Genomic DNA, 21869 nt, shown 5'->3' with positions numbered 1-21869 from the left:
GAGATTCTGGGTGAACGTTTTAGTAATTGGATGTGGTCGGCTGGGGAGGCGTCTGGCAGAACTGCTGGATCACCATGGACATGATGTCGCTGTAGTCGATTCGGATGCGGATGCATTTCGCATGTTGGAGAAGGATTTTAATGGGATGACCGTTACCGGTTTTCCAATGGATACCAAAGTGTTGAAGAATGCAGGGATTGAAAGCTGCGATGCGGTGGCAGTCTGTACGCCGGATGACAATTTAAACATCACCATTTCGCAGATTGCGAAGGAGTTTTTTGGTGTGCGCAATGTAGTGGCCCGCATTTCGGACCCCGCGCGCGAAAAGGTCTTTAAGCGCTTTGGCCTCAAGACGGTGTGCCATACAAAATTGGCGGGAGACGCAATGTTTACGGCATTGACACAGCCTTGGGATTCCAAGGAGCTGACCATCGGAACGGCAACGGTGGCTTTCCATGTGAAGGAGGCAGACCGCTCTTGGTATGGACTTTCGCTCAGCCAATTCCCTGTAAAAGATGGGGAACAGCTCTTTGGATTGGTTCATGCGGACGGCACAATGGTGCTCAATACGGGGCGACACGATCAGCTGATCGGAGAAAATGACCGTTTGGTCTTCTCCAACATTATTGATTGACAATGAGGAAAGACTTCCTCGTATAACTTTTATCGCAGAGAATGTGTGGAAAACTTTGCTGTGCGCAAATGTATAAAAGGTAAGCGCATGTTTGATAAAAGGGCCCTCGGGGAAAACGGCCTGATTTTTATAGGGAATTAATGAATTGTATTAAATAAATAAAATATACAAACCGTATAATTCGGGAGGAAAAACGATGCGAATTGTGATCGTTGGAGGCGGAAAGCTAGGGTATCATCTGGCTACGAATATGTTGGAGAGCAAACACGACGTTCGTTTGATCGAAAAAAATAAACTCCGTTGTATGCGATTGGCAAATGAACTGGACGTAGAAGTGATCTGTGGCGATGGAACAGAAATCGAAACGCTGGAAGAGGCGGGTACGCAGAACGCAGATTGTTTTATCGCAGTTACCGGTCAAGACCAAGACAATCTAGTAGCAGCACAGTTGGCGAAAAGGCAGTTTAAGGCAGTAAAGGTGATTGCCCGCGCAAACGACCCGAGAAACATGGATGCGTTGCGTATTTTGGGGGCGGACATTGCCGTACAGCAGCACAGAAATCATCACAAATTTGATTGAGCAAGAAGTTGATGTGGCGGAAATGCATCTTTTGGCAACCCTGAACAAAGGGCGCGCGGGAATCTGTGCGATGACGCTTCCAGCGGATACAGCCTTGGAGGGTGTGATGCTGAAGGATATTGATTTACCGGATAGTTCACTGGTTATCTCCATTCTTCGTGGGGAGTCTATGATGATTCCAAACGGCAATACAGTGATTCATGCGAATGATGAAATAGTCGCGGTGTGTGAAGGCAAGAGTCAAAAACAACTCTTAAAGATTTTACGGGAACGCAGATAAACGCCCAAAAGGGCACATGTGCATAAAAATGCACATGTGCCCTTTCGTTTGTTTATTTTTTTCGCTGTTTTTCCAGTGGTATTTAAAAATATTTTATAAATATTATATAATAAAACAAAAATATACACCCTAAACATACAAAAAATTTGCAGGATTGACAGACTGTCTATGGAATGGTAAAATATCCCTATAAATTTACATGCATATTTATTAGCGAATATGTAATGCAGTTTTTTCAAACTACAGCTCCATTTGCTGTAGAAACAATGATTGAAAGAGGAGGACTAGACATGAAAAAGAGAAGGTTGCTGTTATCGGGAGTATCCATTCTGTTGATGCTCTGCTTGCTAGCAGGTGGAACCATGGCATGGTTTACGGATACGGAAAAGGTAAATGCGGACTTCACAGCAGGTGTTTTAGACATTACGGTAGAGCCGGGCAAAGATGCGGAGACACCTTTGAGCTTTGACAATTTGCGTCCCATGGAATACGAAAAGTTTCTGGCAGAGATCAATCAAGCGGGCAATGGCAATGTATCTGTAGATGGCTATGATCCGAAACCGGTTTATTTCCAGCCAGTGGTTGTTAACAACGCAGGGACTCTTCCGGTTTACATAGAGCTTTCGGTGGAAGCTCTGGATATGAAAGATGTAGAATGCCCGGAGAATGGGGAGAAGAAGATCGAGATTGTCAAGGATGCCCAGGGCAGAGAGACGATCAAGCAGGCTTATAGCCCGGACCATTCGAATGTGCGCGTTGCTTGTACAAACGGCTTGGCCGATGTGTTGAAGTTGGTGCTGTTTGAAAAGGTCAATGGCTCGTGGACAGTCGTATCAGATAACTTGAACCCCGATTCCAACGGAAAACCCTATACGCCGGCCATGGTACTTCCAGCGGCGAGCGGCACACAGACCTATGTGATCGGTGCCTATTTGCCGGATACCGCGGGCAACGCATATCAGGGAAAGCACTTCCATGGAAATGTTGTGGTAAATGCTTTCCAGACCGATGAAGGTGCGGGCGCAGCGGATATGGCGACGGTACAGTGGGTCATGGACGGAAAGGTGATCGGCTCCTATCTGGTGCTGTTCCCTGAGGGCGAAACCACGATGACTTTGACGCCGGATTTGAGCAAGCTCGGCGCAGGATATGAACTGGTAGATCCGAATGCCTCGAAAGTGGTGTCCAAGACGGATAAGACGGTTTCCTTTGAGGTGAAGCTTCAAGAAGATGGGGATGGCAGCTCTGCGGAAGAGGCTATTTGGGTTCGTTCCGCAGAAGAACTGATGAGTATCGGCAATGGCTTGGATCAATTCTACCGTCTTGGAGGGGATATTGACCTTTCCGATTATAACTGGGAACCGATTGGCGGAGAAAAAACGGATGAAACCTTTACCGGCGGTTTCGATGGATGTGGGTATCAGATTACAGGATTGAATATTGGGCAGGACGAGCAAACTGGACGGAGCGTTAAAACGAGCGGCCAATCGGGCGCGCCGAAATATGCGGGGTTGTTTGCCTATTGTGATGGTGCAGAGTTGAAGAATATTGTTATCGAAGCGCCTCAGGTAAAAACAAGTGAATTTGGCGGCGCTTTGGTAGGGTGTGCAAATAATACCCGTATAGAGAACTGCACGGTAAATGGTGGTACAATCGTGTGGGACGATACAAAAGGTTCTTGTAAACTGGGCGGCTTAGTAGGAGATCTCATCGGTTCGGATTCAATTGCAAAGAACTGTTCTGTTTCCGCAGAAGTGACGGCTATAGGAACGGCGAAATCGACCGTAAATGTGGGTGGTCTGGTTGGAGAGCTTTACTCTGGAACCATTGACAGTTGCACATTTACTGGAAATGTTCAGATGACAGGCAGTACGAAGGAAGGCAAGACCATCGCTGTAGGCGGTTTGGCTGGATGGCTGCTTGGAACGGCTACCGATTCCCATGTAGAGGGAAAGGTAACCAATCAAAGCACGGGTACAGCAGGAAAGATCTATGTAGGCGGCCTGGCGGGCATGTTGAGTGATCCGGCAAAGGATTGTACCGCAGAAGTAGAAGTGCAGAATACTGGAAAGGCAGAAGAAATCTATATTGGACAGGTATCCGGCAATACACTTGCTTAATATCGCGGTAAGCACCGGCAGAAGATGGTAAAAAATGCTGAAAGTGCCGGGGGCTGAAAGAAAAAGGGCCTTTATCCAGGAAATTTTCAGGCGTGAATAAAGAGGATGCCCTAAAACGACAAATTTTTCGATTTATAGAAAGGCGGCAACCTCTACCTGTTTGGAAAATATCTGAGTTTCTAAAAAAGCGAGGGTGTCCCAAAAGTCATGAAATGACTTTTGGGACACCCTCTTGTCGTATGATTTTAACTATAAAAGGCAATACATATCCGAATCTGTCAAACGGCTTCTTCTGGTTTTGCAAAGACAGGACTTGCCATACACCCAAAAAAGAAATCCATGCTCAAATGTTTCCTCCATGACGCCTGTAGATCGATCTTACGGAAACGATTGTGTCGAGTCCCATCTTAAAAGCCCAATAAACGGTAAGGATACACGACGGGAAACAACATCAAATGTCTATCCGACAATAATTTTTCCTTCGGGAAGGACAGCGCCCTTGTTGTGTGCACGTTTGATTGCTATGGCCAGCGCCAAGGAGATCGGCCCTACACGCCCGATAAACATGGTTAAACAAAGTACAAATTTTGAGATAGCACTCAAAGAGGGGGTTAATCCAGCCGTCAGTCCCACGGTTCCAAATGCAGAAGTTGCTTCAAATAGCGCGTCAATGGCGCTGATGGGATGCGCATTGGTGGAAAGAATGACGCCGGTTGTGCAGACGACAACCAGAATCGCGACCGTTACAATGGCAAGGGAACGGTATACCGTCCCTTTTTCCACACGGCGATGGTGTAAGGTTGTATCTTCTTTACCAGCCATAACGCTGATTACCGTTGCGATCAAAACAACAAAGGTAGTCACTTTGACACCGCCGCCGGTACCGGCAGGCGCGGCGCCAATAAACATCAGAAAGACCGTAAACAGTTTGGTGATGTCGTGTTCGCTGGCAATGTCAACCGAGGCAAAGCCGGCGGTACGGGCGCTGGTGGATTGAAAAAAGCTGTCAAAATTTTCTGAAAGATATTCTTACCTTCTAAGGTATTATCCCATTCAAAGAACAAAAAGCCAATGGTACCGATTACCAAAAGGATCAGGGTCATACGAAGAACAATGCTGGAATGTAGGTTCAAGGAGGTGGGCTTTTTCTTGTGAAAAAGCGGGGAAAGCTTGGCAAAATAAATATTGCTGATGACAATAAAGCCAAGGCCGCCCACAATAATTAACAGGGCCACCGGGATACAGACCAACGGATCGTTGGCATACCCGATGAGGCTGTTGTCCGGTTTTTCAAATCCAAGGATGTCGAATCCGGCGTTGCAGTAGGACGAAACAGCGGTGAAGATGGAAATCCAAATTCCATGAAGCCCAAACTTCGGGACAAAACGAAGGGCAAGAATAGCCGCTCCGATCAGTTCGCTGCTGAGGGTAAAAGTCAAAATGATCTTTACCAAATGGTAAATATCCATAGCATTGCCCGCGGTATTTTCCGTTGCAAGCTGTAATTCCCGCAGGCCAAGCTTCCGGCGCGAAAGCAGCGTAAAACCGGTGGTAAACGTGATAACGCCCAGGCCCCCAATCTGAATGAGAAACAGGATGACAACCTGCCCCAAACCGTTCCAGTGCGTCCAGGAGTCAAAAGGAACCAAACCAGTCACACAGGTCGCCGATGTCGCCGTAAACAGGGCATCAATCATGGATGTTGCGTTACCGCTCCGACTCATGATCGGAAGCGTAAGCAGAACAGCGCCCAAGAGAATGACGGCAAAAAAGCTGGAGACGATGAGACGGACAGGCGGCATGTTTTTTAGACGTTTCGTTAAAGGAAAGCCCTCCTGCAATTCGATCACCCCGAAATACACAGCCCACACATTCCTGAGCGGACAGCGATGTTATTCATAAAATTAAAAGCATTTGCGGAAAAGTCAACGATTGGAGAGGCGTAAAGGGCCTTCGGAGAGATAGCGGCTGAGGCCCGAACGTTCCAAGAAAATCGCAAGTGGAAGCCCCAACACATAACAGACGGCCAGTTCTCCCAGGCCAACCGAGAGGGCGGAAGCTGCAAATCCAGTCCAAAGGAAGCCTTCCGGGGCAAAAAACGCGATTTCCGCCCCGATGATTACGGCGTTGAACAGCACCGGCGGCAGTGGAGCAAGCCAGGGAATATCCTTTATCCGGACAGTTCGCAACATCCGTGTGGAAATCGCCGCCAATAAGGTGGCAAGCGTTCCAAAGATCATATCAGCCGCCCCGTATCCGCTGAAGATATTACTCAGCAGGCACCCGATCGTCAGGCCGGGGACCGCTGCCGGAGTAAACATCGGCAGGATCGTGAGCGCCTCAGAAAACCGAAATTGTACCGGTCCATAGGCGAGGTTCATGGTAGCGGCTAGAAGCGTCAGTACCGTGTAGATGGCGGCAATCATGGCGCCCTGCGCCAAGAAGACCGCGCTGCGAGTTTGTTTTTTCATTTGTGATTCCTCCGTAGTTTTCTTTTAGGTCAGGAGCTTGCGACTGACCCTGCTCAGCCCAGTAGAAAATACCCTGAGCAGTCCCTTTAATGTACTACAATTCGTAGAGAAAAGCAAGATATGTATAAAGATTTCATTAAGGATTTTGCAGAAAAAGCCGGTAAACATTGCCTTTCCATGGAAAGAGCAAATTGAGTATAAAAGGGGGAATGTACCCAAGCTGAAACTTGCGCAAAAGTGTCCAAAGAAAAAACGCCAGGCACAGAATGCTCTGTGTCCGGCATTTCTTTTCAGGGAATTTCAGATCGAATCAAAAACGGGGTTGATTTTGATGTGAGGAAAGGGATCTCCCATCAGCGTTCTTCCTCATCCCCAGTCCTTAACGGGACATGCTTTTCAATCAAAACTTTTGCAATCCGGCGGTCTTCCACCGCGAGAACCGTCAAAGTCAGACAGTCGATGTCGATGCTCGGATGCTCCTCCGGTTTCGGAATATGCCCAGATTTTCTACAATCAGGCCGGCGACCGTGTCGTATTCCCCTTCCGGAAGCTCTACGCCCACCAGGTCGGAAATCTCATCGATCGGCGTGGTGCCGTCCACGGTGAACTTGTTTTCCCCAACCTGGTAGATGTCCTCCTCTTCGTGGTCATACTCATCCTGGATATTGCCTACAATGGATTCCAACAGGTCTTCCATGGTAATCAAACCCTCGGTACCGCCGTATTCATCCACAATGATGGCGATTTGCAGCTTGCGCTCGATCATTTCCGCTAAGAGTTGGCTGCACTGTTTCGTTTCCGGGACGAAGTAAACACTCCGCATCAAACTGGTCAACGGAATGTGATCGTCTGTTTGCTTTCCTACATATTTCAGGAGATCTTTCACATAGAGGATTCCAACGATATTGTCGAGGTCTTCGTGATACACGGGGATGCGGGAAAAGCCTTCTTCCAAGGAAAGGTTTACCACATCCTGAATCGTCGCCGTATCCTCGACCGCCGTGACGTCGGTGCGATGGGTCATGGCTTCATCGACCGTTGCATCGCTGAAATCAAAAATATTGGAAATCATATCTTTGGCGCTCTCGCCGATCACACCTTTTTCTTCCCCTTGATCGACCATCATCAGGATTTCCTCCTCGGTGACAGTCTGCTCATTTTGGTGTGGGTCGTATCCCATCAGTTTGAGGACCAGGTTGGTAGAAACCGTCAAAAAGGAAATGAACGGGTGGAAGAAGGAGGAGATGCCGTTCAAGATGCCTGCAAATTTAAAGGACAGCGCCTCTGCACGCTGCATGGCAATCTTCTTCGGAACCAGCTCGCCAAAGACCAGTGAGAAATAGGACAGGAACAAAGTGACCAATACCGTGGATATACCGAAGAGCACATCATATGGAATTGGCAAAAACGCAAAGGCGTCTGCCAGTTTTCCGGCAAACGTCTGGGAAGCCGCTGCTGAGGTCAAAAAGCCCGCCAACGTGACGCCCACCTGAATGGTGGCCAAAAACCGGCTGGAATCCTTGGTGAGCTTGAGGACACGTTTGGCGCGTTTGTCGCCATCCTCCGCCATTTTACGCACCTTATTGTCGTTCAATGTGATAATCGCAATCTCAGAAGCCGCGAAGAAAGCGTTGATTAAAATGAGAACAATCAGGAGCACAATGGAAAAGGCAGAGAAGGACGTTTGGGCCGAAGCCGTTTGCACGCTTGTAGACAGCGGCCATAAATGGCCTACGGGTTCCGGAGGCATAAATTTTCCCCTTTCGGCAGGCAGAACCTGCATAGTATAATGTTATTATGGTAATTCTTATTTTATCCTATACGATGGGTTGCTGTCAATCGTCATACGGCCCTGTAGAATGTGTGAGAGACCTATTTTGCGAAGGAATCATCCCCTGGCAGCAGCGCGAACAGGAAGCTTGCAGTTGACAGATGGTTTAGGAAAATCTTTCCCTCTGATATGGACGATATTCTGTTTATTTCTCTGGATAAATGCGGTTTTTTCCTTTACATGCGCCATAAAAGATGCTAAAATTTAGATTGGTACAGTGTGGGTGTATTGTACCGGGAGAAATATCAAGATCCTTAAAAGGAGGAAAATATCATAATGGCAAGACAAAGAAAAACTATGGACGGCAACACCGCCACCGCGCATGTATCGTATGCGTTTACGGATGTTGCTGCGATCTATCCGATCACCCCGTCTTCCCCGATGGCGGATGAGACGGACAAGTATGCTGCTGCAAACAGAAAGAATCTTTTCGGAAGAGAAGTACAGGTTACCGAGATGCAGTCCGAGGCGGGCGCAGCCGGCGCAGTGCATGGCTCCCTTGCAGCTGGCGCATTGACCACCACATACACCGCTTCCCAGGGCCTGCTCCTGATGATCCCGAACATGTATAAGATGGCGGGTGAATTCCTTCCGAGTGTCATTCATTGTTCCGCACGTTCGCTGTCGACACATGCGCTGTGCATCTTCGGCGATCATTCCGACGTGTATGCATGCCGTCAGACTGGCTATGCGATGCTCTGCTCCAACAGCCCTCAAGAGGCTATGGACCTGGGCGCTGTGGCGCACCTTGCTGCCATTAAGGGCCGCGTGCCGTTCCTCCATTTCTTCGACGGTTTCCGTACATCCCACGAGGTTCAGAAGATTGAAGTATGGGATTACAAGGACCTGGCCGATATGCTGGACTGGGATGCGGTTGATGCGTTCCGCCGCCGTTCTCTGAATCCAGAGCATCCGGTTACCCGCGGCACGGCACAGAACGACGACACGTTCTTCCAGGCGAGCGAAGCTGGCAACAAATACTATGATGATCTGCCGGCAGTTGTGGTTGACTACATGAATCAGGTCAACGCGAAGATCGGCACCGATTACAAGCCCTTTAACTACTATGGTGCACCGGACGCAGAGCGCGTGATCGTTGCGATGGGTTCTGTCTGCGAATGCGCAGAAGAGGTGGTCGACTATTTGAACGCTGCTGGCGACAAGGTCGGCCTTGTAAAGGTTCACCTGTATCGTCCGTTCGTGGCGGACTTCCTCACAGGCGTGTTGCCGGAGACTGTGAAGGCTATCTCCGTGCTCGACCGCACCAGAGAGCCCGGTTCTATCGGCGAGCCGTTGTATCTGGATGTGCTGGCAGCTCTGTCCGGGACGAAGTTTGGCACGGTAAAGGTTTATACCGGCCGCTATGGTCTCGGCTCCAAGGACACCACCCCGGGCCAGATCGTTGCTGTATACCGCAACATGGAGTCCGAGTCCCCGAAGAAGCGCTTCACCATCGGCATTGTCGACGATGTGACCAACCTCTCTCTTGAGATCAAGGAGAATCCGGACACAACGCCGAAGGGGATCACTTCCTGCAAATTCTGGGGCCTGGGCGCAGACGGCACGGTCGGCGCAAACAAGAACTCCATCAAGATCATCGGCGACCATACCGAAATGTACGCACAGGGCTACTTTGCTTATGACTCCAAAAAATCCGGCGGCCTGACGGTTTCTCACCTGCGTTTTGGCGACAAGCCGATCAAGTCCACCTATTATATCAGCCAGGCAGACTTCGTAGCTTGCCATAAGCCGTCCTATGTCAACGAGTACGACATGGTTCAGGATGTCAAGCCGGGCGGCAGCTTCCTTTTGAACTGCCTCTGGAGCGATGAAGAGCTTGACCAGCATCTGCCGGCCAAGATGAAGAAGTATATTGCGGACAACAACATCAACTTCTATACCATCGACGGCGTGAAGCTGGGCAAGGAGATCGGTCTGGGCGGCCGCATCAACACCATTCTACAGTCCGCTTTCTTCAGCATTGCAAACATTATCCCGAAGGACCAGGCCATCCAGTACATGAAGGATGCCGCCACCAAGTCCTACAGCAAGAAGGGCGAAAAGATTGTCGCCATGAACCACGAGGCGATTGAGCGTGGTGCAAACGAGTACCACAAGGTCAATGTGCCGGAGTCCTGGAAGAACGCTGTGGACGAGGCAAAGGCCGACGTCGCTCTCGAGGGCAATGCCGATACAGTGGCATATGTCAAGAATTTCCTGAATCCCTGCAATAAGTATAAGGGCAATGATCTGCCGGTTTCCGCGTTTGTCGACCTCGGCATGGAGGACGGCACTGCTCCGGCTGGCTCTTCTGCATATGAGAAGCGCTGCATTGCAATCGATATTCCGGAATGGAATCCGCAGAACTGCATCCAGTGTAACTTCTGCTCCTATGTCTGCCCGCACGCAGTTATCCGCCCGGTTGCTTTGACCGAGGAAGAGGCTGCTAACGCACCGGCAAGTCAGAAGTATAAGGACATGACGGGTATGCCGGGCATGAAGTTCGCGATGACCATTTCCGCGATGGACTGCTCCGGCTGCGGTTCCTGCGCACAGGTTTGCCCGGGCATGAAGGGTGAGAAGGCTCTCGTCATGAAGCCGATGGAGACCCAGCTGCAGAGCCAGGAGGGCTTCGATTATGGCCGCAAGATTGGCCCGAAGCAGGAAGTCATCGACAAGTTCAAGGAGACTACCGTCAAGGGCAGCCAGTTCAAGCAGCCGCTGCTTGAGTTCTCCGGTGCCTGCGCAGGCTGCGGTGAGACGCCGTATGCAAAGCTGGTCACTCAGCTCTTTGGCGATAGAATGTATATTGCCAACGCAACCGGTTGCTCCTCCATCTGGGGCGGTTCCGCACCGGCTACTCCGTACACCCGCAACGAAAAGGGTCACGGCCCGGCATGGTCCAACTCCCTGTTTGAGGATAACGCAGAGTTCGGCTATGGTATGACGCTTGCCCAGAAGGCAATCCGCGGCAGACTGGCCGAGTATGTCGAAGAGATCGCTGCTTCCGATAAGTCCTCCGCAGAGCTCAAGGAAGCCTGCAAGAACTATCTGGATACTTTCAGCGACAGCAAGCTGAACCGCGCGGCAACCGACGCTCTGATTCCGGAGCTGGAAAAGGCTGCTGCGGCTGGCTGTGAGCTGTCTCAGAAGGCTTTGAAAGATAAGGATTTCCTTGCGAAGAAGTCCATGTGGATCTTCGGCGGCGACGGTTGGGCATATGACATCGGTTTCGGCGGCTTGGATCACGTGATCGCTTCCGGCGAAAACGTCAATATCCTGGTGTTCGACACCGAGGTTTATTCCAACACCGGCGGCCAGGCTTCCAAGTCCACTCCGATCGGTTCTGTTGCACAGTTTGCAGCGACCGGTAAGGCGACCAAGAAGAAGGACCTCCCGGCCATCGCAATGAGCTACGGTTATGTCTACGTTGCACACGTCGCTATGGGTGCTGACTACAACCAGTGCATCAAGGCGTTTGCAGAGGCAGAAAGCTACGACGGCCCGTCCCTCATCATCGCATATGCTCCCTGCATCAACCACGGTATTAAGGGTGGCATGAGCATTGCACAGAGAGAAGAGAAGAAGGCGGTTGAGGCCGGTTATTGGCAGAACTTCCGCTATGATCCGAGACTCAAGGAAGAGGGCAAGAACCCGTTCCATCTCGACAGCAAGGCGCCAACCGCCAGCTATCGTGACTTCATCATGGGTGAAGTTCGTTACAACTCCTTGACTCGTGCTTTCCCGGAGCGTGCTGAGAAGCTGTTCACGGAAGCAGAGAAGGTTGCAAAAGAGAATTACGAGCACTTGGAGAAGCTCTCCAAGGGCGAGATCGCAGAATAATTTCGTGCAATTTCCAGGCATATCCCTTTATGATACAACAGGTGAAATCCCCTGCTGCATGATTGCAGCAGGGGATTTTTTATAGGGAATCGTTTTTTGACAAAGGCTCTTGCGGTTGTATGACCGCTTGGACACCCATTTAAAAAGGGATTACGAATCGTATCTTTGTATAGCACAAAAAAATTGCCGCAACCTTTCGTTACAATTTGAAGCGATTCAGCGGTGGCTGAAAAGCGGAAGAACGATACGGATGCCGGGTTGGTTATCCATCCGTACAAGCAATATCCATATGTATGATTTATTCTAAATGAAAAGAAAGGAGAAAAGACAATGCATTTTCTCTACAAAAGAGCGGCCATTGAGGAACTGGAACTTCTGGTAAAGACACGAATAGAAGTCCTTCGGGCAGCCAATCGATTGGACTCCTCTGTTGGATTACAAGAAGTGGAGGAACATACACGCAGGTACTATAAGGAATCGCTTCAAAACGGTCAGCATATTGCACTTTTGGTCTGGGATTCGAATACCGTTGTGGGGACAGGCGGAGTCAGCTTTTATCAAGTGATGCCGACTTATCGGAACCCCTCAGGGAAGAAAGCTTATATTATGAATATGTACACTGCCCTAGCCTACCGCAGAAAAGGCATCGCCCTGCATACGTTGGATCTCTTGATGCAGGAGGTCAGTAAAAGAGGAATAGCAGCTATATCTTTGGAGGCAACGGAGATGGGACGCCCCCTTTACGAACGGTACGGATTTCAAACCATGAAACACGAGATGGACTGGCCGTTGCAGAAGGAATAGGATTGGAAACTCAGAAATGGGGATCTGGACACCGTGCCAGAGGGAAAAACTATGACGGGTAGAAAGGACTGTGTTTTTGATAGCGCAACTTGAAAACAGGAACGCAAAAAAGCTGGAATCACCGGCGGATTTTATCTGCATAATGTAGAAAAGGTGAGGGTGTCCCAAGAGCCATGAATGGACGAAGGAGCCCCTCGCTTTTTAGAAACTCAGATATTTTTGCAGATAGAAGGGGGCGCCCCCTTCCTATGAATCTAAAAATTTGGAGTTTTGGGATACCCTCATCTTACAATTGTATCGTGAAATTGTTTTTGTCCCGCCAATCCATCGAAAATCTTGCAACAGCTGCTCGTCCCTTTAAAGCTGTGCCAATTGGCTGTCCCCGTACCGTTTACGTCTTTTTCCCCACTTTAGCAACAGGGAGGAATGGACGATTACCAATACGGAACCGGCGTTATGAACCAACGCCCCCACTACGGGATTTAAAATCCCTGTCATTGCCAAGATAATGGCAATGAAGTTGAGTGTCATGGAGAAGGTCAGGTTGCATTTGATCGTAATCATCATCCGTTTTGCGAGGCGGAGTAAATGGGGAAGCTCCTTAATATCGTCGTTTACGAGAACGATGTCTGCTGCGTCCACCGCAATGTCACTTCCAACACCACCCATGGCAATGCCCACGTAAGCTTTTTTCAGTGCGGGGGCATCGTTGATTCCATCGCCGATCATACAGACATATTTTTGCTCCTTCTGATAGATGTCGATCCACTTCAATTTATCTTCAGGCAAACAACCTGCATGTACATCGCTAATCTGCAGTTGTTCAGCAATGTGTTTCGCTGCATTTTCATGGTCGCCAGTCAAAAGCACAGGTGTTACTCCCGTTTCTTTGACCGCATGAATTGTCTCCTTGGAATCTTCCCGCAGTGTATCGGCAAGTGCGACGAATCCAACCAAAATACGATTGACGGCTAAATAAATAACGGTACACCCCTGGTTGAGGTATGGGGTAACTTTAGCGAGATCCGCAGAACAAACAGGAATTGCCTCTTCTGCCATCATCTCCAGGTTTCCTGCCAGAACTTCCTTTCCATGGACAAAGCCTTTCACCCCGCGTCCTGGGAGCAATTGGAAGTGCTCTACAGCAGCAAGTCCTCGGTGTTGGGAGTCACGAAAACTGGCGACGATGGCTTTTCCCAGCGGATGCTCCGAGTGAGATTCAACACTGGCCACATAAAAGAATAAATCCTCGTCAGAAAGTTCGTTAGAATCGTTTTGGATGGCGGTGACTTCCGGTTTTCCATAGGTGAGCGTCCCTGTCTTATCAAAGGCAATGTTTGAAACCGTTGCCAAACGCTCAAGAGCATCTCCTTCCCGCACTAAAAAACTGTGTTTGGTGGCATTCCCAATAGCGGCCATAATGGCGGTTGGGGTGGCGAGAACCAGAGCGCACGGGCAAAAGACAACCAAAATGGTTACGGCCCGAATGATCTGCCCAGTAATCAACCAGGTAAGAGCAGCTGTACTTAGGGCAATGACTACAATCCAAGTAGCCCATCGGTCCGCAATACCGACAATTTTTGCTTTTCCAGCATCGGCAGATTGCACCAGACGAATCATCCGCTGAATGGAACTGTCCTCTCCTACCTTGGTCGCCTTCATATCGAAGGAACCAAACTGATTGACTGTACCGCTGGAAACCGAATCTCCGGCATGTTTATCCACGGGGAGGGATTCTCCCGTCATCACCGCCTGATTGATAGAGGTTTCACCCGAAAGAATTTCTCCATCGACCGGAATGGTCTCCCCGGGAAGTACTCGGAGGAAATCTCCTACATGGACATCCTCGGCAGGGATGACCTGCTCTGTGCCACCGATTATCCGGCGGGCTGTCTGCGGGGTCAAGTGTACCAGTTTTTCAATACCAGCCCGTGCTTTTGCCACGGTTAAATCTTCCAAGAGAGCGCCCAGCTGCATGATAAATGCAATTTCCCCAGCAGCGAAGGCCTCCCCAATACCTATCGAAGCAATCAGGGCGATGGAAACCAAAACATCTGCTTTAATGTCAAAGGCGGTCACCAGACCGATAAAGGCTTCCAAGAGAATAGGGATGCCGCATAAGATAATTGCGATCCAGGCTGCATCAAAGGGCAGGGGGAATCGATCCAAGATGCTGACGATTAGTGCAAGCCCGGAGATCACCAGACAGGTGACATCCTTTTTGGTTCCGCCCCATTCCAAAAAGCGCTCTAACGTATGCATATGTACGTCATCCTTTCTATACCTATGGGGGTATATGTATATTATACTTATACGGGTATGGGTTGTCAAGAAACAAACGTATTTCTATAAAGATTCTTGCATTTGTACCAAGGAGTATATGATATTGATGAACGGCCAATGATTAAATTTCTATATAAACAAAAAACTGACCGATTAAAAACGGTCAGTTTAGCGAATATATGCTTATTAAGTCATATTTGAAAAACGTTCAACAGCTTTCGTGAAGTTTTCAATGGTCTTATCCGCATCTCCATGCTCAATTCCATCGCGCACACAGTGCTGGATATGCCCCTCCAAAACGACTTGGCCAACCCTGTGCAGCGCTGATTTTGCTGCGTTGATTTGCGAAAGAATATCCTCGCACGGGACGTCCTCGTCGACCATTCGATCAATGGCCTGCACCTGCCCAATAATTTTTTTCAGGCGGCGATGCAAATTGTCAGCATCCATACATTGTCTCATCCTTAACACCTCCTATACGGTTGGGGGTATGCCTCTATTATTTGCGAAAAATGCGGTTTTGTCAAGGGCGTAGAAAAGGCTTCGCATTTGATCAACTACAGTACGATCCCTTTTCCAGGAAACCAATAGGCGGTACAGCCGCATGGCTATACCGCCTATTTAAAAAGTTGTATTTGCAGATCTTCTGCGTAAAAACAAGAATTCCAGACAAAAAACGCACCCTATTCAAGAGGCTCATGCTCTTACCGTGATGGAACAAAGCCGGATAGGAGCTTGTCCATCAAAAGTAGCATATAGATTGGTGCTTCCTGGGGCCAATCCCTGAACCGAGAGCAAGTAAGAGCCGCTGCGATATTGAAAACCAGACGTAGTTACGATGGTTCCATCGCCGGTGGTGAAAGTGGGAACAGCCAATGCACCGGCCGGCTGGAAAGAAAACGTATAGGAACTTCCCTGTGAAAGGGTGAGGGCATCCGGTGTATCTGAAAGCAGGGAAGGAATCTCGTCGGATGAATTGGCCAAAAAGATTGCGCAGTATTCATCCAACGTCAACCCCAGGTTGTAGATTTCCGTTGCAGCCTTTTGGCCCACATAACGCCAATGCCATTCTTCGGTCTGATAGCCGGTGATTCCCTCTTTCCCAGGGGGATAGTGGATGATAAAACCGTACTTGTGTATGTTGTCCTTGGCCCACTGATATTCTGCGGTCTCACCAAAGCGGTTGTAAGGCAGGCTTGCATTCTTGACATCCACCACCAAACCTGTCTGATGATCGGAGTGGCCTGCACGCGAACTGTAAGTGTCCGCTCCTTCAATGCCATCCCGGGCAGCATATTGATTATACAGGGAGACTTGCCGGGAATAACTGCGGTAGGCGGACTGTGCGAAGATGGTATATCCCTCTTTTTTAGCATCCGCACAGAGTCGCTCGAATGCGTCAGCCGCCTCTGCTCGCATCTGGTTAGCCGACCCCACAGCAACTTTGGAAGAAAGCTTGCGCAGGTCCGAGGGTTCGTATCCATCCGGCAATTTCCAGTATTTGTTGCACAACACCAGCAGGCTGTTGGGGTCACTGACCGTCTGGACGTTTGTATAATAAGGATGGTCCAAACCGATATTCACCTGCGTGACAATATCCCATTCATTTAAATCGGGATGCGCCTCTTGATAAAGCAAGTAGCGTTCACGGTTGGCTTCCACAAAGTGCAGACACGAAGAAAAAGCCTCCTGTTCGGGTGCATCCGGATTGCCGGTCCCCAGGTTGGCAGATAGCTGAATTTCGGTCGATTTGCGGACTGTTTGTTCCACCCGTTCTGCAAGCGCGAGCGATTGGTTGTGGTAGATTACAGCGCCACTGGCGCTTTGGCAGGAAGTCAAAAGAAGGGCCGCCGCCAATGGGAGAAGCATCCACTTGTTGTTCATATCCTGTGTTTCACCTTCTACATCAAATCGTATCATTCATTTCCTGTACACTTCATCATATCGGATAAAGATAGGAATTTCAACCGAAAAAATGTGAATAATGTTTGGTCATACGCTTTTTACAGTACCGGAGACGTTGAAAAGTGTCGAAACATGTTGTCCATTTAGCGGACTTCATTATAGCATATCTTTTTATTTCTGTCTTCCTAAAAACTTTGGGAATACCAGTCCCTCTTTTTTACATCCCCCGGACCCGGAAGTTTGAAAAATCGTGTATAATGAAAGAAAACCATTTGAGGGTGTTGGGAATGTTGATTGGAACTTCGAAGGGATTACCGGGCGAATTCCTATTGCTGTTTGCTGTTCTCATTTGGGTACTGTTTTTCCTGATCTATCTGGGAAACCGGCAAAACAAATTGAATCGCTGGTGTTTTATCAGTGGGATGTGTTTCAGTATGGGGGTATTCAAGGAATACCTCTATTTCACGTTGTTTCCCTATATCATGCAGGTATGGCCTGGTTGGATGACCGAGGCGCTCTCTGTGCGGATTTATTCCATACTCACAGCGGTTCTATATTATTTTGCAATGCCGGCCGCGCTGGTTTTTGGTTTCTATTTCAGCCATATGGAGGAACGCCGGCCAATCCTATTTCGCTGGGCGCGCGTCTTGGTGTTTGTGCCAGCTCTTGTATTCGGCATCCTGTATCCATACTGGGATACGCGCTATTATCAGTTGTATGACCGGACGTATTATCTCTGTGCAGCGATTTACAACTGGATATATGGGGTTCTATTGACGGTCCTTTTGTTGGGAACCCTTTGGAGGGAAAGGGGGACCCCTGTCTACCGGCAGAAGATGATGGTATCGGTCCTGGTTTTGGTGCCGATTTGGTATGAATTGATTAGCGCCTTTTTGATTCACCTGTTGGGGTTAAAAGATTTTTTCAAGGCATGGCAGGGAAACCTTTTAATCATATTGATTTTGATTATCTTCTATCTATACAATGCCTTTAAGGGTGGTTTTATGGGGGCGCGCTTCAAGCATGAGGCCTATGATTGGGATAAGGATGGAAAGCTGGTCAATCAGAGCGCGCAGTTTTTACAGCATATGCTGAAAAATGAAGTGATTAAAGTGGAGTGGTGCGCGAAAAATATTCAGGAATCCGCCTATGGAGAATCCGCAGACTTTGCCGGCATCATTCTGCGGTCAACTGCCCGTCTCAAAGGTTTGGCTACCAAGGCATTGGATTATTCGAAGGACATTGTTCTGGACCGGCAGGTGTATTTGGCCGCGCCGCTTTTGCGGGATTGCGTGTCGGATTTTCACAAGCTGTCGCCTGACATAGAGGTCGAAATCCTCTGCGATGAAACGGATGAACTGCTTTGTGACCGTGCGCACTTGACAGAAGTGATGAATAACCTTTTGAGCAACGCCGATGAAGCTATGCACGGACAGGGTAGCATTGTTATAGAGGGGAAACGGTTTGGGAAAACTGGCTATGCGATCTGTGTATCGGACACAGGCGACGGAATTCCAAAGGAAGAATGGGGACAGCTCTTTTCGCCATACTACACAACAAAGACTAGCAACCATCACATGGGATTGGGGCTTTATTATTGCCGTAATGTGATGCTTAAACATGGCGGAAGCATTGAGGCAAAGCAAAATAAGGGGCGCGGGACGACTTTTGTTCTGCGATTTCCCGGCTTATAACTTTTTACAATCCAAGAACAGAAATAGGTGGGAGAAGAGAATGTGAAAAGCTTCTCAGTATTGTAAAAAGGAACTGAAAGGGCAAAGTGGGGGATATGAGGATGAAGGATGGAACAATTGGAGTTCTAGTGGTTGAGGATGACGAGGATTTCTGTTATTTAATCCGCAATACGCTCGGAAGAGAACCCGGCATGCGGATATTGGGCACTACTGCCAATGGGGAAGAGGCGGTTGCACTTGCCAAGAAATGGGAACCGGACATTGTCCTGATGGACCTAAATCTTTCCTTGGCTGAATTGGATGGCATTGAAGCAGCCCGCAAGATTCGGTTGACTACCTATGCAAAAGTGATTTTGGTGACGGCGTTTGAGTCGCAACATATTGTGACCGATGCTTGTAAACGTTCCTTTGCTTCCGCATATGTGTTTAAAAGTCAATTTAGCATTCTTACGGAAACGGTGCGAAAGACCGCAGAAGGGCCTACACCACAGGAGATGCTGATTTTTTCACTGATACAGGCCGACCTGTCGCCAGCCGAACGATCGGTCTTTTCCATCATGCTGGGGGGAGATGTACATCTACAGTCCTCGCAAAAAACGATTGCCAATCAAAAGACTGCGCTCCTAAAAAAGCTGGGGCTAAAAAAGCCAAAAGGAATTGGAACATCTTTTTTAAGGAGTGCAGGAGTAAAATAAAGAGGATGTCCGCAGCTGGTCTATGTACCAGCTGCGGACGTTTTGATAAATCCACAGGAAAATTGGCTGGGTATTAAGTCGGGAAATCAGGTGAGTTATCGTATGATCGATTCGCTCTAAGAAAACGGATTTGTCAACCTATTCCAGACATTGACTTGGAAATAAGTCCTACAAAAGGGCTTTGTACCGCGTTCATCTGTTGGGGGCTTATCCGTTTAGAAGGAGCGGCTGTTTAATATTCCTAGTACAGTCTTTGCAAAAAAGGCGCCTGGAATCCGGCCAGCTGGCCAGGTTCCAGGCGCCCGGGGGGATTACCCCTTTCATTCAGGGGATGACGGTTGCTTTGCTTTGGCAACATCCTGTGATTCCGTATCGTATAGTAGATTTTTGTATTCGTGAACCTTTTCCAGAAACTCTGGCCAACGGTCATTGTCCCGTATGGTCTGCGGGCAGTTTTTGTCCATAAAGTCGGCGTGTTGTTTTACGGCTCCCAGCTTGAGGCCGTAGGTTTGAAGCAAATATGCCGTCAAACGTGCCGCATTGTCGAAGGTCTTTTCAAAATCGCCGTCCGCATTGACACAGAGTTCTACCCCAATTCCGCAGAGATTACCGCCGTCACGTGTACGCCGGTCCCCCGCATGCCAAGCGATTTCATCGTCGGGAATGTGATGATAGATTTCGTGGTCGTCCACCGTATAATGCCAAGAGGTATCGCCGCTCTTTCCACTCAGTAGATAGGCGCTGTGGCCTGCGGCGTTCGACCCCTCCGCGGTATTCCCAGTCTCGTGGATAACCACATATTTGATGGTCCGCTTTTCACAGGGGCGGGCTGGCAAGGTTTCCGGAATCAATTCTGTATGTACTGGGATACCAAAAACTTCCTCCGGATATACACCATCCTGTGGTTCTGGTTGGTGGCTGTTGACAAGGGTTACAACAAGAAATGCCGTCACGACGACGGCAAAAACAAGGATGGGTACCGCGATGGCCCATCTGCGCCAAGCGGCACCCCGCATATCCATTTGCATGTCGGTTCGCTCTCCCCATTCGCCCCAAAGGGCTTCCCTTATTTCCTGCTCATTTAGTATTCGATTCCGCGCCGTGCCGGAGTCCCAACATCATAGGGATGCTTGACCTTGCGGACCTCGGATACATAATCTGCAAGGGCCATAAACTCCTCCGGTGGATTGCGTCCAGTCAGAATCAGCTCGAGCTTTGGCGGCTTATGCTCGACAAAATCCAGCAGCGCTTCCATATTCAACATGCCAGTGGAGAGCGCGCCAAAACATTCATCCAAAACCAACAGGTCACACGCGCCCGCTTCTGCGGCACGGCGTGCATCTTGCAACATTTGTGCACACCGTTTGGCCGATTCCCGGCGTTCTTCCTCGTTCATCTGAAAGGTAAATTTGACTCTTTTGGGCGCTGGTATCCTGGAGAAGCCAGGAAGCAAGCCAAGAGAAACAAGTTCCCCCGAGGAATCGTCCTTCAAAAACTGTGCGAGCAGGACTTTCTTGCCGCATCCACAGGCACGCACACATAAGCCAACGGCTGCGGTGGTTTTCCCTTTGCCGTCGCCGCAGTAGATGTGTATCAATCCCTTTTCCATAATGGCCTCCCATCAGGTAATTTCGGTGAGAATCCCTGTCTGTATATGATAGTGGAATACATCTCCGGAGGCGTTTACCAGGAATAGGCCGTCGGATGCGGGGAGAAGCTGGCAAAAGCCACCGGCCGTGCCTTGTTCTTCCAGCAATCGACGGGATTCTCCCCCCGCCAGGTCGTATGCATAGATTGCACCTGTGGCGGCGTTCGGAGATTTTGCACTGTAATAGACCGTTCCGCCGCGGACTACCGGCGGAGATAGAACGCCGCCCTCTACGAGCTGTCGATTGCTGCCGCTCTCCGACTGCATAGCACACAAGTTTGTACCTGTATCGGTAAAGATCAACTCGCCATTCCAATAGCAGAAGGAACCAGACACACTCATGGAGGAAAGCTGCCGTGGCTGCCCACCGGCAGAGTCCAATGCATAAATGCCGCTGTTGCCCGCTGATAAAGAATAATACACCGTGTTTTCCGCCAGAATGGCCTGCGAGATCCGTCCGCCGGTAGAAAGACCATCGGCGCCAAACAAAAGCTGTTCCGCTTGACCATCGAGCGATACGCGCAGGATGGCATAGGGGAAACCTCCCCGGAAACCGAGTCGGCAGCGTTCGCATAAAGATAAAAATAAGAACTGTCGGAGCCAAATACTCGCAGTGAGAAAGCGTGAGTCCCAAGAAGCGCCTCGTCGGAAAAGTCGCGCACCAGCGACGATCCATGATACAGTTTATTCTCGATGGTATAAGAATATCCGCCATTGACAGCGATCAGGCTGTCCGCATGCGAAATTCCTGTGGAAGATAGAGCCGTCCCATCCCATACCATCAAAGAACCGCCGTTCTTCTGGGATGGATACGGCTGAAAATACAGCTTTTCTCCGTCGGAAGCAACCAATGGTAATCCAGGTTCTTCATAAGCATTCTCTGGGGCGGAACGAAGCAATGCGCTGGGAGCAGGTGTTTGCGCGCTGTCCTCGCCGGTATTTTGCCCTGATTGGGCGGACGCAGCGCCATTTTCCTGAAATAGTTGCGGTTGTGACGGAGATGGTACAGATTCGTCAGACGGCAGCCCCGTGTCCGTATCCATTGTTCCGTCGCCGGGAATTGTGTTCCGAGAGCGTTTTT

19 protein-coding genes and 1 pseudogene are annotated in these 21869 nt (G+C 49.4%); 10 read left to right on the top strand and 10 right to left on the bottom strand.

Going from position 1 to position 21869, the window contains the following annotated elements; translation table 11 throughout:
* Positions 1-10: 10 nt before the first annotated feature.
* From ACGCCZ_RS02840 to ACGCCZ_RS02825, 4 genes are all read left to right on the top strand, one after another.
* Positions 11-634 carry a potassium channel family protein gene (locus ACGCCZ_RS02840; RefSeq protein WP_411655228.1) on the top strand — a complete coding sequence of 208 codons (624 nt, stop codon included), beginning with the start codon at positions 11-13 and terminating at the stop codon, positions 632-634.
* A 196-nt stretch (positions 635-830) separates the two neighbouring features.
* Positions 831-1214 (top strand): potassium channel family protein, encoded by a 384-nt coding sequence (locus tag ACGCCZ_RS02835; RefSeq protein WP_411655227.1) that lies wholly within the window; start codon positions 831-833, stop codon positions 1212-1214.
* The gene (locus ACGCCZ_RS02830; protein WP_411655226.1) at positions 1174-1494 is read left to right on the top strand and encodes a TrkA C-terminal domain-containing protein; all 321 of its coding nucleotides are present in this window, start codon (positions 1174-1176) and stop codon (positions 1492-1494) included. The genes ACGCCZ_RS02835 and ACGCCZ_RS02830 overlap by 41 nt, the downstream gene beginning before the upstream one ends.
* A 290-nt stretch (positions 1495-1784) precedes the next feature.
* On the top strand, positions 1785-3614 hold the full coding sequence (locus ACGCCZ_RS02825) for a TasA family protein (protein WP_054323286.1): 1830 nt from the start codon (positions 1785-1787) through the stop codon (positions 3612-3614).
* Between the two features lie 459 nt (positions 3615-4073).
* Here the strand turns inward: ACGCCZ_RS02825 and ACGCCZ_RS02820 are convergent, their stop codons facing one another.
* The 3 genes from ACGCCZ_RS02820 to ACGCCZ_RS02810 all read right to left on the bottom strand — a co-directional run bounded on the left by ACGCCZ_RS02820 (position 4074) and on the right by ACGCCZ_RS02810 (position 6085).
* Positions 4074-4568 carry a potassium transporter TrkG gene (locus ACGCCZ_RS02820; RefSeq protein WP_411655260.1) on the bottom strand — a complete coding sequence of 165 codons (495 nt, stop codon included), beginning with the start codon at positions 4566-4568 and terminating at the stop codon, positions 4074-4076.
* Entirely contained in the window at positions 4523-5416 is an 894-nt protein-coding gene (locus ACGCCZ_RS02815; RefSeq protein WP_411655225.1) for a potassium transporter TrkG, read from the bottom strand. Before ACGCCZ_RS02815 ends, ACGCCZ_RS02820 begins: the two co-directional genes overlap by 46 nt.
* Before the next feature lie 123 nt (positions 5417-5539).
* Entirely contained in the window at positions 5540-6085 is a 546-nt protein-coding gene (locus ACGCCZ_RS02810; RefSeq protein ID WP_054323284.1) for a QueT transporter family protein, read from the bottom strand.
* A 37-nt stretch (positions 6086-6122) separates the two neighbouring features.
* On the opposite strand from ACGCCZ_RS02810, the gene ACGCCZ_RS02805 reads away from it, so the two are divergent.
* Positions 6123-6422, top strand: a complete 300-nt coding sequence (locus ACGCCZ_RS02805) for a hypothetical protein (protein WP_411655224.1) — start codon at positions 6123-6125, stop codon at positions 6420-6422.
* A gap of 115 nt (positions 6423-6537) precedes the next feature.
* On the opposite strand, the pseudogene ACGCCZ_RS02800 reads toward ACGCCZ_RS02805, so the two are convergent.
* A pseudogene (locus tag ACGCCZ_RS02800) lies at positions 6538-7835 on the bottom strand (hemolysin family protein); the annotation flags it as partial.
* Between the two features lie 47 nt (positions 7836-7882).
* Between ACGCCZ_RS02800 and ACGCCZ_RS02795 the strand changes: the two are divergent.
* The 3 genes from ACGCCZ_RS02795 (at position 7883) to ACGCCZ_RS02785 (ending at position 12563) form a co-directional block, all read left to right on the top strand.
* Complete coding sequence (locus ACGCCZ_RS02795) at positions 7883-8014, top strand: hypothetical protein (RefSeq protein WP_411655223.1); 132 nt, start codon at positions 7883-7885, stop codon at positions 8012-8014.
* Positions 8015-8192: 178 nt separating this feature from the next.
* The gene (gene nifJ, locus ACGCCZ_RS02790) at positions 8193-11759 is read left to right on the top strand and encodes a pyruvate:ferredoxin (flavodoxin) oxidoreductase (protein WP_085534114.1); all 3567 of its coding nucleotides are present in this window, start codon (positions 8193-8195) and stop codon (positions 11757-11759) included.
* A 330-nt stretch (positions 11760-12089) separates the two neighbouring features.
* The gene (locus ACGCCZ_RS02785) at positions 12090-12563 is read left to right on the top strand and encodes a GNAT family N-acetyltransferase (protein ID WP_411655222.1); all 474 of its coding nucleotides are present in this window, start codon (positions 12090-12092) and stop codon (positions 12561-12563) included.
* A 357-nt stretch (positions 12564-12920) separates the two neighbouring features.
* On the opposite strand, the gene ACGCCZ_RS02780 is transcribed toward ACGCCZ_RS02785, so the two are convergent.
* From ACGCCZ_RS02780 to ACGCCZ_RS02770, 3 genes are all read right to left on the bottom strand, one after another.
* On the bottom strand, positions 12921-14825 hold the full coding sequence (locus ACGCCZ_RS02780) for a heavy metal translocating P-type ATPase (protein ID WP_411655221.1): 1905 nt from the start codon (positions 14823-14825) through the stop codon (positions 12921-12923).
* Positions 14826-15032: 207 nt separating this feature from the next.
* On the bottom strand, positions 15033-15308 hold the full coding sequence (locus ACGCCZ_RS02775; protein ID WP_085534107.1) for a metal-sensing transcriptional repressor: 276 nt from the start codon (positions 15306-15308) through the stop codon (positions 15033-15035).
* Between the two features lie 234 nt (positions 15309-15542).
* A complete protein-coding gene (locus tag ACGCCZ_RS02770; RefSeq protein ID WP_054323281.1) occupies positions 15543-16766 on the bottom strand; it encodes a M15 family metallopeptidase in 1224 nt (407 codons plus the stop codon).
* Between the two features lie 272 nt (positions 16767-17038).
* On the opposite strand from ACGCCZ_RS02770, the gene ACGCCZ_RS02765 reads away from it, so the two are divergent.
* Complete coding sequence (locus ACGCCZ_RS02765) at positions 17039-18445, top strand: sensor histidine kinase (RefSeq protein ID WP_411655220.1); 1407 nt, start codon at positions 17039-17041, stop codon at positions 18443-18445.
* A gap of 101 nt (positions 18446-18546) precedes the next feature.
* Positions 18547-19140 carry a response regulator transcription factor gene (locus tag ACGCCZ_RS02760; protein ID WP_411655219.1) on the top strand — a complete coding sequence of 198 codons (594 nt, stop codon included), beginning with the start codon at positions 18547-18549 and terminating at the stop codon, positions 19138-19140.
* A gap of 320 nt (positions 19141-19460) precedes the next feature.
* On the opposite strand, the gene ACGCCZ_RS02755 is transcribed toward ACGCCZ_RS02760, so the two are convergent.
* From ACGCCZ_RS02755 to ACGCCZ_RS02745, 3 genes are read right to left on the bottom strand one after another with little or no spacing between them, the layout of a single operon-like run.
* Positions 19461-20162, bottom strand: coding sequence for a peptidoglycan recognition protein family protein (locus tag ACGCCZ_RS02755; RefSeq protein ID WP_411655218.1), 702 nt, complete (start codon positions 20160-20162; stop codon positions 19461-19463).
* Positions 20163-20221: 59 nt separating this feature from the next.
* The gene (locus ACGCCZ_RS02750; RefSeq protein WP_054323277.1) at positions 20222-20749 is read right to left on the bottom strand and encodes a cob(I)yrinic acid a,c-diamide adenosyltransferase; all 528 of its coding nucleotides are present in this window, start codon (positions 20747-20749) and stop codon (positions 20222-20224) included.
* Positions 20750-20761: 12 nt separating this feature from the next.
* Positions 20762-21277: a TolB family protein gene (locus ACGCCZ_RS02745; protein WP_411655217.1), complete on the bottom strand. Its 516-nt coding sequence runs from the start codon at positions 21275-21277 to the stop codon at positions 20762-20764.
* Positions 21278-21869: the final 592 nt, after the last annotated feature.

Source organism: Anaeromassilibacillus sp. SJQ-1 (assembly GCF_046693725.1).
GTDB lineage: Bacteria > Bacillota > Clostridia > Oscillospirales > Acutalibacteraceae > Anaeromassilibacillus.
The sequence above is the reverse complement of the archived record's forward strand: the minus strand, read 5'-3'. Positions and strand labels throughout refer to the sequence as shown.